Source organism: Tritonibacter sp. SIMBA_163 (genome assembly GCF_046535935.1).
Taxonomy (GTDB): domain Bacteria; phylum Pseudomonadota; class Alphaproteobacteria; order Rhodobacterales; family Rhodobacteraceae; genus Epibacterium; species Epibacterium scottomollicae.
Map to the genome: position 1 here is coordinate 1 of NZ_JAWJBP010000034.1, position 13711 is coordinate 13711.

Here is a 13711-nt window from a genome sequence, read left to right on the forward strand (position 1 = left end):
GCGGCATTGCCCGCGGCGTCCTGCGCATCCATGGTGACGGTGGTCTCGCCCACAGGGAAGTCATAGGCGCCGGTCAGAGTGGTGCCGCTGACCTTATAGGTGATTGAGAGGCTGCTATCGACGTTGTCACTGACAGAGCCGAGGCTGGTCACATCGATGGAGGCGGTTGGTGCTTCACTATCGGTGCCGGAGGTCTGCGCACTGGGGGCGGTCAGAGCTGGGGCCTCATCATCACTGACGGTGACGGTAAAGCTGACTTGCGTGGCGGCATTGCCCGCGGCGTCCTGCGCATCCATGGTGACAGTGGTCTCGCCCACAGGGAAGTCATAGGCGCCGGTCAGCGTGGTGCCGCCAACCTTGTAGGTGATTGAGAGGCTGCTATCGACGTTGTCACTGACAGAGCCGAGGCTGGTCACATCGATGGAGGCGGTCGACGCTTCGCTATCGGTGCCGGAGGTCTGCGCACTGGGGGCGGTCAACACCGGGGCTTCCGTATCCGTGGCATGCCCGTTTATCGAGAACTCATGGTGCCCCGCAGTCAGATGGGCGGTCGATGTCGCCAGGGTGAAGGAAAATCCCAAGTAGGTCTCAGTTGCAAATGTCGCGTCGGTAACGTGAGCCGTGAAGCCGGAAATGTTGCCCTCGGGCGTATCAAGGCAGGTTGCGAGATTGCTGACTGTCATTGCGGGCCAGTCAGTTACGTTTCCAGACAAATAGTACTTCCCGCCAGCGACATACTGTGGGTACTCAATGTAGACAGCGGCAAATTCCGACGAAGAAACAGTCATCCGCACATCGCAAGAGGGACCTACCTGTACAGTCTCGTCCACATAATCCGCATCAGTAAACCCGTGGCTGATCGTTGGGGCCATCAGCGACACGGCTGATAGTCCAGCAACCAAAGCGGTTCTTGCCCGCCAAAGAATATCTTGTTTCATAATTCATCCTTCGCCCGAAACTGTGCGTTCTACGTTCAATGGATCTGAGCTTTAACTGCGCAACAGTTGCCAAAGCGTGAATGTGAGACGTAGCCGGCAGGGAAGTGCCGCTCGCTTTGCAAAGCCTTTTCCGCATTATGTTTTTCCGCGCGCAGGGCGGGCGCTGCCCACGAAGGCTCCGGCAGCGCAAGCCGTTGCGACGTGAGAGGGGCTGGCGCGCGTTGCCGCCCGTGCTCGCAATTTTAAAAATCGGCCATATCAGAGCATTAATCAGCTGCAGCGTGTAATTTGATCTGGTGCCTGCTTTGATGCATCAGAGCTGGGGCATGACGCATGGCGCCTCCCCCGGCCTGTCTCAGTCCGTCATGGCGATCTACGTTTGCTTCTGGAGTTGTTTGCAATGCGAGTACGTCAGGCAGATCGACCTCTGGGGGGGCTGTCGGTTTGCGAGCAATCAATCGATGTGAGCCAGGTTCAGGATATGCGTTTTAGTTGGCACACCCGCTTCCAGCGCCCGTTCCACTGCGCTCAGGATGTCTTCCTCATTGTGCTGAAAAACCAATGACAGGACATCGACCATCTCTCTGTCTTTGCCCTTTTTGCGCGGACCGTGTGATCCTACAGCTGGCAGAAGCCATCCGGCAGATCACCCGGAAAACGAACATGCTGCAGTAGTTCAATCACTTCCCCAGCCGGACCTTCAAAGATCGCGTTTTCTACGCTCACCTCAGGTTGGCCAAGTCTCAGAGTTTCAGGGCCATGCAGATGCGTCGCGCCCGCGTCTAGGATCTGCGCGCATGCGTTCGTCAAGTCAGTGACCGTCAGGCAGACATGCGCGAGTGCCCCGGTCGCGATAGCATGGCCAGCTTTTGCACCTAGGCCCTGCATCGGGATACCTGCCTCTAGATCGAAAATCTCGATCCAGCTTCGATTATCAGCAGCTTGCATCATGACAGCACGCTCAATCCCATAATCGGGCAATGCCCACTCATGCACTTGCCGGAAACCTAACGCTTTGTAGAACGTGATCGAACGCTGCAAATCTGGGGTGCGCAGGGCAAAATGGTGAAACCCGACAAATAGTTGCTCAGTCATACTCTCGTCTCCATATTACGAGAGATCGGTATTCAGCCCTGAGGCCCCATGAACAAGCCTGACAATTTTGACAGAAGGTCTCATACGCCCACCACGACACAAGAGCGAAATCGAGCGAACCTGCATCAATGGTGTGATCTTGCGGTTGGTATGCAAGCCATTCGAGGACAGTGGAAAGCATCTATCCTTATGGCGCTTTCGGAAACTGAGAGTGATATACCAGCTCTGCAAGGTCGTCTCGCCGTGGCGGACCGAAGGGTGTGTGTCAGAGCGTTGCGCGAACTTGAGAAAGATCGTCTTGTCGAACGCTCGGCTGGCGGCACCCGGTACTCCCTGTCACCTGACGGAAGCCAGCTAATTGAAATTCTGGGGGATATTGCTCGATGGCAGAGAGCTCGCAGCAAAACTGGTGGCTGAATTAACCCGCATTGAGAGCTCCGAGCCGACTTGCGGCGATGCGGCAGCAGAGTTGCAGAGCGCCAGCATCTGGTCCCAGTCCTCAGATGACGGCAGCCAGCCCCTATGCGACTTTCACGCAAGGTGCCGCAGAATGCTCTTCTGCAATAGTAATATTCTCCGACATGACCGCCCTCCTTTGCGAAGCATCGAAGATCCACCTTGGCACAGCGATACCGTCGGCGGGCAGTTCCATCATGAAAGCCAACCTGCATTGCACTTCACAGTGCCGTCTATACGGACGCGATCCGGTTTTCCGAAGCGTTCAATAGCTGTGTTGTGTAGTCATGTGCGGTTTTGCCTGCGCGCATGTCCTCAATGCTCAGCACCTCTACCATCTCGCCATTGCGCATCACCGCTGCAGTCTCACACATATGTCCGACCACCGCGAGGTCGTGAGAAACCATGACATAGGTCAGGTCATGCTCTGCCTGCAGATCCGTCAATAGATTGAGGATCTCGGCCTGCACCGAGACATCCAGCGCCGAGGTCGGCTCATCCAGCAGCAGGATCTTGGGGTTCGGTGCAAGGGCACGGGCGATGGCAACACGCTGCCGCTGGCCGCCCGAGAGCTGATGCGGGTAGCGGAAGCGAAACGCAACTCCAAGACCCACATCCTTCAGCAATTGATCGACCCGATCATTGATGTCCTTGAACCCATGCAGACGCAGGGTCTCAGACAGTACCTGATCGACCGACTGACGCGGATGCAGCGACGCATAGGGGTCCTGAAACACCATTTGCACCGTCTTGTAAAAGGCCTGATCGCGCTTGCCCGCGAGCGACCGGCCGGCGATGGTCATCTCGCCTTCCCAATAAGGCGCAAGGCCGGTGATCGCCTTCAGGATCGTGGATTTGCCTGATCCGGACTCGCCCACCAGACCAAAGCTTGCACCGCTTTGGACGGAGAATGTCGCACCTTTGACGGCTTGAAAAAGATTGTGACTGTCGCCGAAGTAAACGCTCAACCCCTTAATATCGATGGCTATGCTCATGGCCTGCCCTCCACGCTTGCCGCATCTCTCCATGCGGGATCACGTTCCAGCACCTGAAGCCGCGCTTTGGGCTGATGGAACCGCGGTAAAGACCCCAGCAGCCCTTGGGTATAGGGGTGTGTTGCTTCATGCAGCTTATCCGCATCGCAGACCTCGACGATGCGGCCAGCATACATGATCAGCACCCGATCACAGAACTGCGACACCAGATTGAGGTCGTGACTGATAAAAATCAGCCCCATGCCGCGTTCGCGCACCAACTTGTCCATGATCGACAACACCTGCCCCTGCACGGAAACATCCAGCGCCGAAGTGGGTTCATCCGCGATCAGGATTTCCGGGTTCGGGATCAGCATCATAGCGATCATGATACGTTGCCCCATGCCGCCCGACATCTCGTGCGGATAGGCCTTCATCACCCGCTCCGGGTCCCGGATCGACACCGCCTCCAACATCTCAATGGCCTTGGTGCGGGCATCGGACTTGCTAGCCTTGGCATGCAACCGGTAGGCTTCGATGATCTGATCCCCCACGGTCACAACCGGGTTGAGCGAGAACTTGGGATCCTGCATCACCATAGAGATCTGCTCGCCCCGCACCTTGCGCATCTGACGCTCAGACAGATCCAGAAGGTTGGTGTCGTGCAGGTTGATATGGCCTGCCTCGACAATGCCGGGTTTGCGTATCAGTCGCAGGATGGCGCGCCCGGTCATGGATTTGCCAGAGCCGCTTTCACCCACGATGCCGAGGCGCTCTTTGCCGAGCGAGAAGCTTACGCCGCGCACCGCGTCGAATATGCCGCTGCGGGTCGGAAACTTCACCCAGAGGTTTTCAATATCCAGAAGTGTCGTCATGAGGTGCTGTCCTTTGGATCGAGCACATCGCGCAGACCGTCGCCCAAAAGGTTGAAGGCCAGCGAGACAGTGAAGATGGCCAGACCTGGCATGGTGGCAACCCACCAGTAATCCAGAATGAACCGGCGGCCCTCGGAAATCATCGCCCCCCATTCAGGGCTCGGAGGCTGCGCACCAAGACCCAGAAAGCCAAGACCCGCCGCCGCCAGAATGATCCCCGCCATATCCAGCGTTACCCGCACGATCAGCGAGCTGATGCAAAGCGGCCAGATGTGTCTGGTGATTATTAAGAGCGGCCCTGCCCCTTGGAGCCGGATCGCGCTGATAAAATCCGACGAGCGGATGGTCAGGGTTTCAGCCCGCGCCAGACGCGCATAAGGCGGCCATGCGGTGAGAGAGATCGCCAGAACCGCATTCTCGATACCTGCCCCCAGAGCCGCCACAAAAGCCAGCGCCAGCACAAGGCGCGGAAACGCGAGGAAGATATCCGTCACCCGCATCAGTACGATATCGACCCAGCCGCCCGCGTACCCGGAAATGGTTCCGACCAGAAGTCCGGCGATTGGTGCAATCATCGCCACCAGCGCCACGATATAAAGCGTGATCCGTGCGCCCCAGATCAGACGGCTGAGGATGTCGCGCCCCAGTGAATCCGTCCCGAGGATATGCCCCTCGGTGCCCAGGCGCTGAAGCCGGTTACCAAGGTCCTGAAAGTAGGGATCATGCGGCGCAATCAGAGGCGCGAATATGGCAACGCCAACCAACAAAAGGATGATTGCCAGGCCCGCCATCGCCATGTGATTGGCCCGCAACGTCAGCCAACCCTTGTAATAGGCGGCCAGTTTGGCCTGACGGCGCGAGGTTGGCGCCTCCGTCAATAGCCACTCTCGGAGTGTCATGGTCTGGCTGCTCATTTCGACCTCGGGTCAAAGACTTTGTAGAGAAGATCGGAGAAGACATTGAGCGCAATAAACACCAATCCAACAACCACTGTGCCCCCAAGGACCGCGTTCATATCCGCAGACAGTAGCGCCGTGGTGATGTAGTTGCCGATCCCCGGCCACGAGAAGATGATCTCGGTCAGCACCGAGCCTTCCAAGAGGTTCGCATAAGACAGGGCGATCACGGTGATGAGCTGAACGCGGATGTTTTTGAACGCATGGCTCATGACCACGGCCCACTCGCTCATGCCCTTGACGCGGGCGGTGGTGATATACTCCGCCGAGAGCTGCTCTAGCATGAAGGAGCGCGTCATGCGGCTGATATAGGCCAGCGAGTAATAGCCCAAGAGCGAGGCGGGCAGTACGATATGGGAAAAGGCATCCCGAAACGCGCCCCAATCTCCCGCAATGATTGAATCCACAAGGATCATGCCAGTCACCGATGGGATCATATCCTCGTAAAAGATCCCCTGCCGTCCGGGCCCGCCGACCCAACCCAGCACGCCGTAAAAGAGTAAGAGCCCCATGAGGCCGAGCCAGAAGATAGGCATCGAATATCCCACAAGCGCTACCACGCGGGCAACCTGGTCCACCCAGCTTCCCCGACGCACGGCGGCGACGACCCCAAGTGGCACGCCAAGGACACAGCCGAAAATAATGCCGATGGTGGCCAGCTCGAACGTCGCGGGAAAAGCACGGGCGATGTCCTCGGACACCGGGCGCGCAGTCAGGAGCGACTTGCCGAAATCGCCCTGCAACACATCCCCGACATAGTAGAAAAACTGCATAAGGAGTGAGCGATCAAGGCCGAGCTCTTGATACACCGCATTGTATTGCTCTTCGCTTGCCCGTTCGCCCACAACTGCCAGAACCGGGTCAATCGGCATGACTCGCCCGATCAGGAAGGTGACGAACAGAAGGCCGAGCATGGTAATAGACACGGACAGCAGGGTGATCCCCATGCTTCGCGCCCATGGGGGAAGAGGCAGCCAAGGCTGCCTCTTCGGGACGTTGCTGTAAAAAGCCATATTACTTGGTCACGTCCCAGTACGCCGCAGCTGTGATCGCGCCGCCAAGGTTCAGACCTTCGACATTCTCATTGATGCCGGCCTGTTCGACCAACTGGAACATCACCGCGAAGGGTGAGGTTTCACGGAACTGAGCCTGGATCTGGTGATACATCTCGGCACGCTTTTCAGTGTCGCCTTCGACCACAGCTGCCTCAACCTCTTTGGTCAGCCCGCTGGTGTCCCATGCGTTGCGCCATGCCAGAAGGCCGGTGGCGTTGGCCTCATCTGAGTTGTCGGGGTTATAGGCAAATGTGCCCGCGTTGGTCTGCGGATCGGGATAGTCCGGTCCCCATGCGCCAAGGTAGATGTCCAGCTCGCGCGCCCGGTATTTGCCGAGCACCTGCTTGCCAGTGCCGACCTCAAGGTTCAGCTTGATACCGGCCTGCGCAAAGGTGTTTTGCAGAGATTGCGCAATCTCCAGCCGTTCCTGCGCCTCGCGCACGCCCACGGTCAGTTCCAGACCGTCAGCAACGCCAGCCTCTGCCAGAAGCTCTTTGGCCTTTTCCACGTTGAGCGAAAACGGGTTCTCATCCACGGCACCCAGATAGGTCTTGGGCAGGAAGTTCTGGTGCTTCACATACCAGTTCTTGAGGAAGCTGTTTTCCATTCCCTCATAGTCGATCAGGTATTTCAGCGCCTGACGGACCTGCGGCTTGGAGAGCTCGGGGTGCTTTTGGTTGAAGGATACATACATCAGGCGGCCACGCATTTCACGTTGAATTGCCACACCCTCTACGCCGTCCAGACCATCCACATCCGCGGGGGTCAGGTCACGCGCCACATCCACATCACCGCGCTCCAGCATCAGGCGCTGGGTCGCGCTCTCCTGTACGTGGCGCACGATGACACGCTGCATGGCAGGCGCGCCGTCGTAGTAATCGGGGTTCGCGGTCAGCGTGACGCTTTCCTTGGGCTTCCACGAGGTCAGTGTGTAGGGACCGGATCCGGCAGAGTTGGTCATCAGCCACTCGTTGCCCAAATCGCCATCCTTCTCATGCTCCATCACCAGTTTTTCGTCGACAATCGCACCCAGTGTCGCTGTCAGGCAGTTCAAAACAAACGACGTAGCATAGCGTTTATCCGTGGTGATCGACACGGTATTGCCATCGACCGTGATAACCTCATCCACGTTTTCAGGCGTAAACCCGAACTGTGTCAGGATGAATGCTGGTGTCTTGTTCAGTCTGATGACCCGCTTCAGCGAGAACGCCGCGTCCTCTGCCCGCACGGGATTGCCGGAGTGGAACTTCACACCCTCACGCATGCTAAACGTGATGGTCTTGCCGTCTTCCGACACGGTCCAACTCTCGGCCAGATCCGGTTGGTAGCCGGCCTCAAGGTCGAGCGGATCAAAGTTTACCAGCTTGCCATACATGTTGCGAATGACGTCTGCACCCGCGAATTCAAAGCTCTGCGCCGGGTCCATCGTAGTGATGTCATCAATGCGGTTTGCTATCACCAGCATATTGTCCGGCGTCGCAGCCACCGCTGGTAGCGTGGTGACCCCCAAGGCAAGCCCCAGAGCGGCTGAGCTGATCAGTCTCGTAAAAGCGTTCATTTAAAGAACTCCCTGATTGTGAGTTGGTCTTTATGTGATGCCGGTTTTGCCCGGCTATTGTGGTTATTCGCCCCAGGTTGTCCCCAGAACGCGCAACCAATTCTCATGGCATAGCTTTTTCATCAGCGCCGCGTCATAGCCACGCGCGACCATAGCCTTGCGCAGCGCGGGCAGGCCAGCGATGGTCCCGATTTCTGCAGGCACGGCGGCCCCGTCGAAATCAGATCCCATGCCAACGCGATCTTCGCCGAGTTCCGCCATCAGATAATCCAGATGATCCAGCATTCGCGAAATCGGCGTGTTCTCATCCATGCGGCCATCTTCGCGCAGAAAGGCAACTGCGAAGTTCAGGCCAACCATCCCGTCGCTGTCGCGGATTGCGTGCAGCTGGCGGTCCGACAAGTTGCGGCTGTGCAGTGTGAGGGCCCCGGCATTGGAATGGGTGGCAACCAAAGGCGCATCACTGTTGCGCGCCACATCCCAGAAACCGGCCTCATTCATATGGGAAAGATCAATCATGATCTTCAGTGCGTTGCAGCGTTTGACCAGACGTACGCCATCCGGAGTAAGCCCGTCGCCGGTATCACTGCTGGATGGGAAGCGGAACGGAACCCCGTGGCCATAGCGTGTAGGGCGGCTCCAGACCGGACCGAGCGAGCGCAAACCAGCGGCGTGGAGCACCTCCAAAGTATTGAAATCCGGGTCGATCGCTTCGGCGCCCTCCATATGCATGACGGCCGCCATCCGGCCTCCGGCCATAGCGGCACGAATGTCGGCAGTGTTGCGGCAAATGCGAAGGGCGTCACGCTGTTCAAGCTCGATCAGAATGGCGGCCTGTGACAGTGCCACTTTGATTGCGTCTTGCCAGTCCAGCATCGGGGGCAAGGGCAAATCATAGGCCTCTTTCATCATCTCGTCGTTGTGAGAGATGGACTCCGCGCCCGGCACAAAAATTGCAAAGAAGCCACCGCCAAAACCGCCAACTTCGGCTTTATGGAGGTCAATTTGGCGCCCGCCGTCGCCAAAGACGCCGGTGTCATCAAGCGCCACGTCTTTGTTGTGGAGGCGCAGTAGCAGGTCATTGTGGCCATCGAAAATCAGCGGTTCTTTCATTATCTACCTAATAAATATAAGCATTTCACAGCGTGGCCTTCAGAATTATCAGGCGTCTGTTGGATTTCGGCACATCGTCAACTCACAACAGATCACTCAGTTACTTTGTTCAATTGCTAAGTAATGCGCAAGCTCTGTGACATGCTCCAGGCTTTGATGATGTGACCGCCCCGGTGGCATCAAGTTCTAGAGTTTTCGGTCAACTGACAGCCTGCGTCGTTGCGATGGAAGCCTGTGGCGGTGCGCACGTCACCTGGTAGCATAAGGTGGCAGTTTCGGTAAGCAGCCGCTCAAGCCCAAACATGTCGGAGCAATCAGAGTGCGGCTGGAGCTGGCCGAGAACCGTTGTGCTCTGGCCCTTGTCAATCTTGCCAACGACAGCAATCTACGCGGCTGCGATCTCGTGAATATGAAGCTGATCTATATCATGACGTCAGGCCAAATAACGGAACGCGCCTCGGTTCTGCAGAGCAAGACGCAGAAACCCGTCCGCTTTGAAAGCTCCGAAGGAACGCAGGCATCGCTCACAAGGTGGATGCGGGAGCCGCTCATGTTCGGATCCGAAGTCCTCTGGTCGCCGTATGAACAGTTACACATTTCACCCCTCCCGAACGCGTCTATTATCTGTGAGTGGGTGACATCCGCTATGCTTGGAGGGGAGCACCGGCTTTGAGATTGAGTTATCTGGGGAACTTGCGGAGATGCTGTGACTGGCGACAGGGTCTGAAGCAGCTATCCAAACTCCAACATCCGCGCACCAAGAAGAGGAACAGCCTGAACGCATCGATATTATTTCAGAATTATTGTTGATTGCGGAAGTTCGCATCGGTCACTGTTTCATTCTGACAAGGGAGAAAGGCGCCAGACCGCGGCTTCTGTATGCCCAGCGAGGTCCGCAGGCGGCCCAAACTCGACCTTCATTCAACACGCAGCGAAGGCGTGCTGCAATCCAGGGAGCGGACCTTCAACTCGGCTCCAGCGACGTCGTACAATCACTCCGATGTGACTGCACCATTGTGATTTTCCCCACTGGTACGGATTTTCCGCCCTTGATCCTTGAGGCGAGAAAGATATGCTCCCGCGCAACTTAAAGGGTTGTGTTTCATGAATGTATTTACGCAAGAAGCCCGGCTCGGGCGTTTGACAACTGTGCTGGGATCCGACGCGCTTGTTCTTTTGCGGATGGACGGTACGGAGGAGCTTTCGGGGGATTTCGAGTGGCGGGTCGAAGCGCTTTCAACCGAGAACACCCTCGACCTCAGCGCCCTTCTTGGCAACCATGCCACCGTTGAAATCAATCACGCTCAGGGTGTGCGCGCCTTTGACGGGATCGTGTGCGAAGCCGAGCAACGCGGGGCCTTCGAGAATGGGTTTCGCTATGACTTGATCCTACGCCCCTGGCTGCATGTGGCCAGCCTGCGGCGCAATATGCGGATCTTCCACAACAAAACCGTCATCGAGATCGTGCAAGAGGTGCTCAGTTCTTACGCAGAATTGGGCAACCCACACCTCGAAGTGCGGGTGATGGATGCCTACCCGGTGCTGGAGTACACGGTCCAATATGGTGAGACAGATGCGGATTTCATCCGCCGGCAGCTGGAGCGTTTTGGCATTACGTGGTCCTGGCGACATGAAGCGGGGTCACACACGCTGTTGCTCACCGATGCGGCGCTCAGCCTGCCCGAAGTTCCGGGATCGTCGCGCCCGTACTTCGGCGTCGAAGGGTACCACCGGCACGAGGAAGAGCATTTCCGCCATTGGTCTGCGAGCGAGCGGATCACCACCGGCGCGGTGCGGCTGACAGAATACAATTTCAAGATTCCCGCATCTGCACAGGAAGTTGACCGACTCTCTGATGCGTCTCATCCAAGCGGCGATATCGAAAGTTATGACTGGCCCGGCGATTACCTCAACCAAGGCGAAGGCCGGGGTGTGGTCTCGCGTCGTCTTGAAGCGGAGCGCGGTCAGGCCCCACGCCACCGGGCTGAGGGTGATGTGGTGTCCCTCGGCGCGGGCTGGCGCGTCTCACTGACCGGGGATGATGTTCCCAATGCGACGGGGCGCACATTCGTATGCCTCAAGGCCACCCACCGGTTCCGGGCGCAGGCCTATGGGTCTGGGAGCGCGGGAGCCGATGACGCGCCCTATGACGGGGCATATGTGCTGACCCCTGATGATGCACCGTTCCGTCCCGAGCGCCGCACTGTAGGGCCCCGTGTGCAGGGACCAGAGACTGCAGTTGTAGTTGGCGAAGGCGAGATCGATTGCGACGAACACGGTCGCATTTTGTGCCGTTTCCACTGGGATCTGGATGGCGCGCACACCATGCGAGTTCGGGTTAGCCAGAACTGGGCGTCCAAGGGCTGGGGTGGCATGGTCATCCCCCGCATTGGCATGGAGGTTATCGTCGAACACCTGCGAGGTGATCCGGACAAACCGATTGTGACTGGCTGTGTGTACAATGGGAAGAACAGACCGCCTTATGAGTTGCCGGAAAACAAGACGAGGTCGACATTTAAAACCGATACACATGAAGGCAAGGGGTTCAACGAACTCAGGTTCGAAGATCGCCACGGGATGGAAGAGATATTTGTTCATGCGCAACGCGACTTAAACTTTTTGACCAACTGTGACAGCGCTAGTGTCACCCGCCGAAATAGGTACGAAAAAGTTTTCGGGAATGAAATTCGTGCAATAAATGGTTCTCGCAGGGAGCAAGTAGGCGGGTCATCTGATCAGAACTATCTTGGAAGCCTGTCGCTCACGGTTGGAAAAATTGGAAAGAGTGAAAGGTTAGTGCGAGCCGGCGCATTGCATGACCATGCTCCGAGGTCAGGAGCTACAACAGTTTTCCCCGATTTTAAGAGAAAAATGCAACTCGGGCTTGGCGCGGCGGAAAATGGATCATTTCGAATTCACACCGAAGGTAGTTATATTGCGACCATCGGAAAGTCGATAGATTACAATATTTCCAAAGGCTTAGACATCAATACCGGAGAGGATATTGACATCCAGTCTTCTAGGGAAACCAAGATCAGCTCAAGAACTGGCATCACTTTGGACACGCCTGCTACATTAAACCTTAACTCAAGCAAAACGCTTGTGCTGTCGTGTGGAAAGGCGCGCATTATTTTGGAATCGAATGGCGCGATTATTCTTGATGGAACGAGCATCAGTGAACTTGCCACTGGACAGGTATCAATAAAAGGAAAGAGGGTGGATATAAACTGATGAATTACAGGAAGACGTTAATCGCTATCTCCCTTGTTACTTTGGCAGCCGGATGCAAGGAAGAAAAAGTTTCACTAGGTGTATATTGCGAAGAGAATGTGGCTGAAACTGTCAAGTTCAGTTCTGCGCTCACCTACGGAATAGATATTTCTCCTCCAGTCGTGAAAGGCGTTCGCGCTTTCCGCGAAGTGGATCTGTCACAAGTTCCAATCCAATCAGAAAGCGCGCTAGGATTGCTGGCAAGAGATGGGAATGGATTCTTTTATAGCCAGCCATGTAAGGGGGAGTTGTGCGGGCTTGATGAAGCAAAACGTGTTTTAAAGAAATGTCAGTCTGAGCCGCAGTGTCAAATTGTAGGGTCATACAAAAACCGCACATTTTATCCTATATATAACGTGGATGATCAAGGTGGGCACATTTGCCGTGAGGGCGGCCAATGACACAGTTCCCCTACGGAAATGACCTGTCTAAAGTATCCGAATGGATTGGGAGGTGGGAAACACCTTCCAACTCCTGGTATGTACAATACTTGGGTGGGGCCGCTTCACTGAACGATTGTGAATTTCACTTCTTGCTGCATGGTATGGATAATTTGGTTTCTGCGCATTGCGTCCTTACCGGAATCGGTTTGGGCCTACCAATCGGTCCGAAGGGGTTTGTATCCATTCCAAAGACAGCCAAAGACATTCGGGATTTGGTAGGAGGCGAAGTTCGAGAAGATATTGATCAGGCATGGAGCAATTCTCAACTAGAGGGAAAGTTAAATCAACCAATCATTCCCAACGCTGACAAACCTTTTCAAGACCGACTTGCTCAATCAAATATCTGGGAGACTTGCTTCAACCTCGAAGAGGAGAAGCAATATATGCATCGCACCACGGCCACTCCATTTTCGTTGGCCGATTTAAGTGAAGCGTCATGCGATGTTGAAGTTGTTAGTGGTTCATTCGTAATTATTCAGTGGGATAAATTGTCTTTTAGCTTCCCTGGAGACAGCAATGATTCATTCCCCCCTATCGAGATGGGAAGCGCTTCTGCAGGATTTAGCATGCCAGGTCATACAGCCGGCAAGTACAACTGCAAGTGGCAGGTAAGAGAGTGGCATAATAACTTTTATAATAGATGCCCCTTCCGCAAAGGGGGCGATAACAACATATTTACAACAAATAGATTTCTTCTTTATTTGCCACCATATACCGGATACCTCTTTTGGACATTTGAAGACTACCTGGAGGTCTTTCCCGATAAATCCTATCCTTTTTGGCAAGGAATATTTCCTCAACTAAACCAATCAATGGAGCATTTTATGGACAATGAATGGGCCGGTAGTGTTGGCGGGTGGGCCGGCGATCTACCTCAATCCTACATTTCCGAATTTGCGCCTTAGGTCATGTTGACAAAAGGCGCACCCAAAGGCGGATGGACGTGATGTCTATGAAGCCAAGGAAGCTCTCAGCGGT

Annotated in this window: 14 protein-coding genes; 5 read left to right on the forward strand and 9 right to left on the reverse strand. The window is 55.8% G+C overall.

Annotation, left to right across the window (positions count from 1 at the left end; all coding sequences use genetic code 11):
- The 3 genes from R0J92_RS20720 to R0J92_RS20730 all read right to left on the reverse strand — a co-directional run.
- The coding region (locus R0J92_RS20720) for an HYR domain-containing protein (RefSeq protein WP_411053011.1) at positions 1-683 on the reverse strand (683 nt) is incomplete at its 3' end.
- Positions 684-1392: 709 nt separating this feature from the next.
- Complete coding sequence (locus R0J92_RS20725) at positions 1393-1518, reverse strand: hypothetical protein (RefSeq protein ID WP_411053012.1); 126 nt, start codon at positions 1516-1518, stop codon at positions 1393-1395.
- 38 nt (positions 1519-1556) lie between these two features.
- The gene (locus tag R0J92_RS20730) at positions 1557-2033 is read right to left on the reverse strand and encodes a VOC family protein (RefSeq protein ID WP_411053013.1); all 477 of its coding nucleotides are present in this window, start codon (positions 2031-2033) and stop codon (positions 1557-1559) included.
- Positions 2034-2183: 150 nt separating this feature from the next.
- On the opposite strand from R0J92_RS20730, the gene R0J92_RS20735 reads away from it, so the two are divergent.
- Positions 2184-2450, forward strand: coding sequence for a winged helix-turn-helix transcriptional regulator (locus tag R0J92_RS20735; RefSeq protein WP_411053024.1), 267 nt, complete (start codon positions 2184-2186; stop codon positions 2448-2450).
- Positions 2451-2722: 272 nt separating this feature from the next.
- Here R0J92_RS20735 and R0J92_RS20740 read toward each other — a convergent pair whose 3' ends face one another.
- From R0J92_RS20740 to R0J92_RS20765, 6 genes are all read right to left on the reverse strand, one after another.
- Positions 2723-3484, reverse strand: a complete 762-nt coding sequence (locus tag R0J92_RS20740) for an ABC transporter ATP-binding protein (protein WP_411053014.1) — start codon at positions 3482-3484, stop codon at positions 2723-2725.
- Entirely contained in the window at positions 3481-4338 is an 858-nt protein-coding gene (locus R0J92_RS20745; RefSeq protein WP_411053015.1) for an ABC transporter ATP-binding protein, read from the reverse strand. The genes R0J92_RS20740 and R0J92_RS20745 overlap by 4 nt, the downstream gene beginning before the upstream one ends.
- Complete coding sequence (locus tag R0J92_RS20750; RefSeq protein WP_411053016.1) at positions 4335-5252, reverse strand: ABC transporter permease; 918 nt, start codon at positions 5250-5252, stop codon at positions 4335-4337. The genes R0J92_RS20745 and R0J92_RS20750 overlap by 4 nt, the downstream gene beginning before the upstream one ends.
- Positions 5249-6241 (reverse strand): ABC transporter permease, encoded by a 993-nt coding sequence (locus R0J92_RS20755; protein ID WP_411053017.1) that lies wholly within the window; start codon positions 6239-6241, stop codon positions 5249-5251. Before R0J92_RS20755 ends, R0J92_RS20750 begins: the two co-directional genes overlap by 4 nt.
- Positions 6242-6308: 67 nt before the next feature.
- Positions 6309-7907: an ABC transporter substrate-binding protein gene (locus R0J92_RS20760; protein WP_411053018.1), complete on the reverse strand. Its 1599-nt coding sequence runs from the start codon at positions 7905-7907 to the stop codon at positions 6309-6311.
- A 63-nt stretch (positions 7908-7970) separates the two neighbouring features.
- Complete coding sequence (locus tag R0J92_RS20765; protein ID WP_411053019.1) at positions 7971-9020, reverse strand: dipeptidase; 1050 nt, start codon at positions 9018-9020, stop codon at positions 7971-7973.
- Positions 9021-9339: 319 nt separating this feature from the next.
- On the opposite strand from R0J92_RS20765, the gene R0J92_RS20770 reads away from it, so the two are divergent.
- From R0J92_RS20770 to R0J92_RS20785, 4 genes are all read left to right on the forward strand, one after another.
- Positions 9340-9693, forward strand: a complete 354-nt coding sequence (locus R0J92_RS20770) for a hypothetical protein (RefSeq protein ID WP_411053020.1) — start codon at positions 9340-9342, stop codon at positions 9691-9693.
- 431 nt (positions 9694-10124) lie between these two features.
- Positions 10125-12251, forward strand: a complete 2127-nt coding sequence (locus R0J92_RS20775; RefSeq protein WP_411053021.1) for a type VI secretion system Vgr family protein — start codon at positions 10125-10127, stop codon at positions 12249-12251.
- Positions 12251-12691, forward strand: a complete 441-nt coding sequence (locus R0J92_RS20780) for a hypothetical protein (protein WP_411053022.1) — start codon at positions 12251-12253, stop codon at positions 12689-12691. Before R0J92_RS20775 ends, R0J92_RS20780 begins: the two co-directional genes overlap by 1 nt.
- Positions 12688-13638, forward strand: a complete 951-nt coding sequence (locus R0J92_RS20785; RefSeq protein ID WP_411053023.1) for a hypothetical protein — start codon at positions 12688-12690, stop codon at positions 13636-13638. Before R0J92_RS20780 ends, R0J92_RS20785 begins: the two co-directional genes overlap by 4 nt.
- Positions 13639-13711 lie beyond the last annotated feature (73 nt).

Excerpts from the sequence above, each read along its gene's own strand:
- R0J92_RS20725 (WP_411053012.1), bottom strand. The coding sequence starts at position 1,518 with ATGGTCGATGTCCTGTCATTGGTTTTTCAGCACAATGAGGAAGACATC.
- R0J92_RS20730 (WP_411053013.1), bottom strand. The coding sequence starts at position 2,033 with ATGACTGAGCAACTATTTGTCGGGTTTCACCATTTTGCCCTGCGCACC.
- R0J92_RS20735 (WP_411053024.1), top strand. The coding sequence starts at position 2,184 with ATGCAAGCCATTCGAGGACAGTGGAAAGCATCTATCCTTATGGCGCTT.
- R0J92_RS20740 (WP_411053014.1), bottom strand. The coding sequence starts at position 3,484 with ATGAGCATAGCCATCGATATTAAGGGGTTGAGCGTTTACTTCGGCGAC.
- R0J92_RS20745 (WP_411053015.1), bottom strand. The coding sequence starts at position 4,338 with ATGACGACACTTCTGGATATTGAAAACCTCTGGGTGAAGTTTCCGACC.
- R0J92_RS20750 (WP_411053016.1), bottom strand. The coding sequence starts at position 5,252 with ATGAGCAGCCAGACCATGACACTCCGAGAGTGGCTATTGACGGAGGCG.
- R0J92_RS20755 (WP_411053017.1), bottom strand. The coding sequence starts at position 6,241 with ATGGGGATCACCCTGCTGTCCGTGTCTATTACCATGCTCGGCCTTCTG.
- R0J92_RS20760 (WP_411053018.1), bottom strand. The coding sequence starts at position 7,907 with ATGAACGCTTTTACGAGACTGATCAGCTCAGCCGCTCTGGGGCTTGCC.
- R0J92_RS20765 (WP_411053019.1), bottom strand. The coding sequence starts at position 9,020 with ATGAAAGAACCGCTGATTTTCGATGGCCACAATGACCTGCTACTGCGC.
- R0J92_RS20775 (WP_411053021.1), top strand. The coding sequence starts at position 10,125 with ATGAATGTATTTACGCAAGAAGCCCGGCTCGGGCGTTTGACAACTGTG.
- R0J92_RS20780 (WP_411053022.1), top strand. The coding sequence starts at position 12,251 with ATGAATTACAGGAAGACGTTAATCGCTATCTCCCTTGTTACTTTGGCA.
- R0J92_RS20785 (WP_411053023.1), top strand. The coding sequence starts at position 12,688 with ATGACACAGTTCCCCTACGGAAATGACCTGTCTAAAGTATCCGAATGG.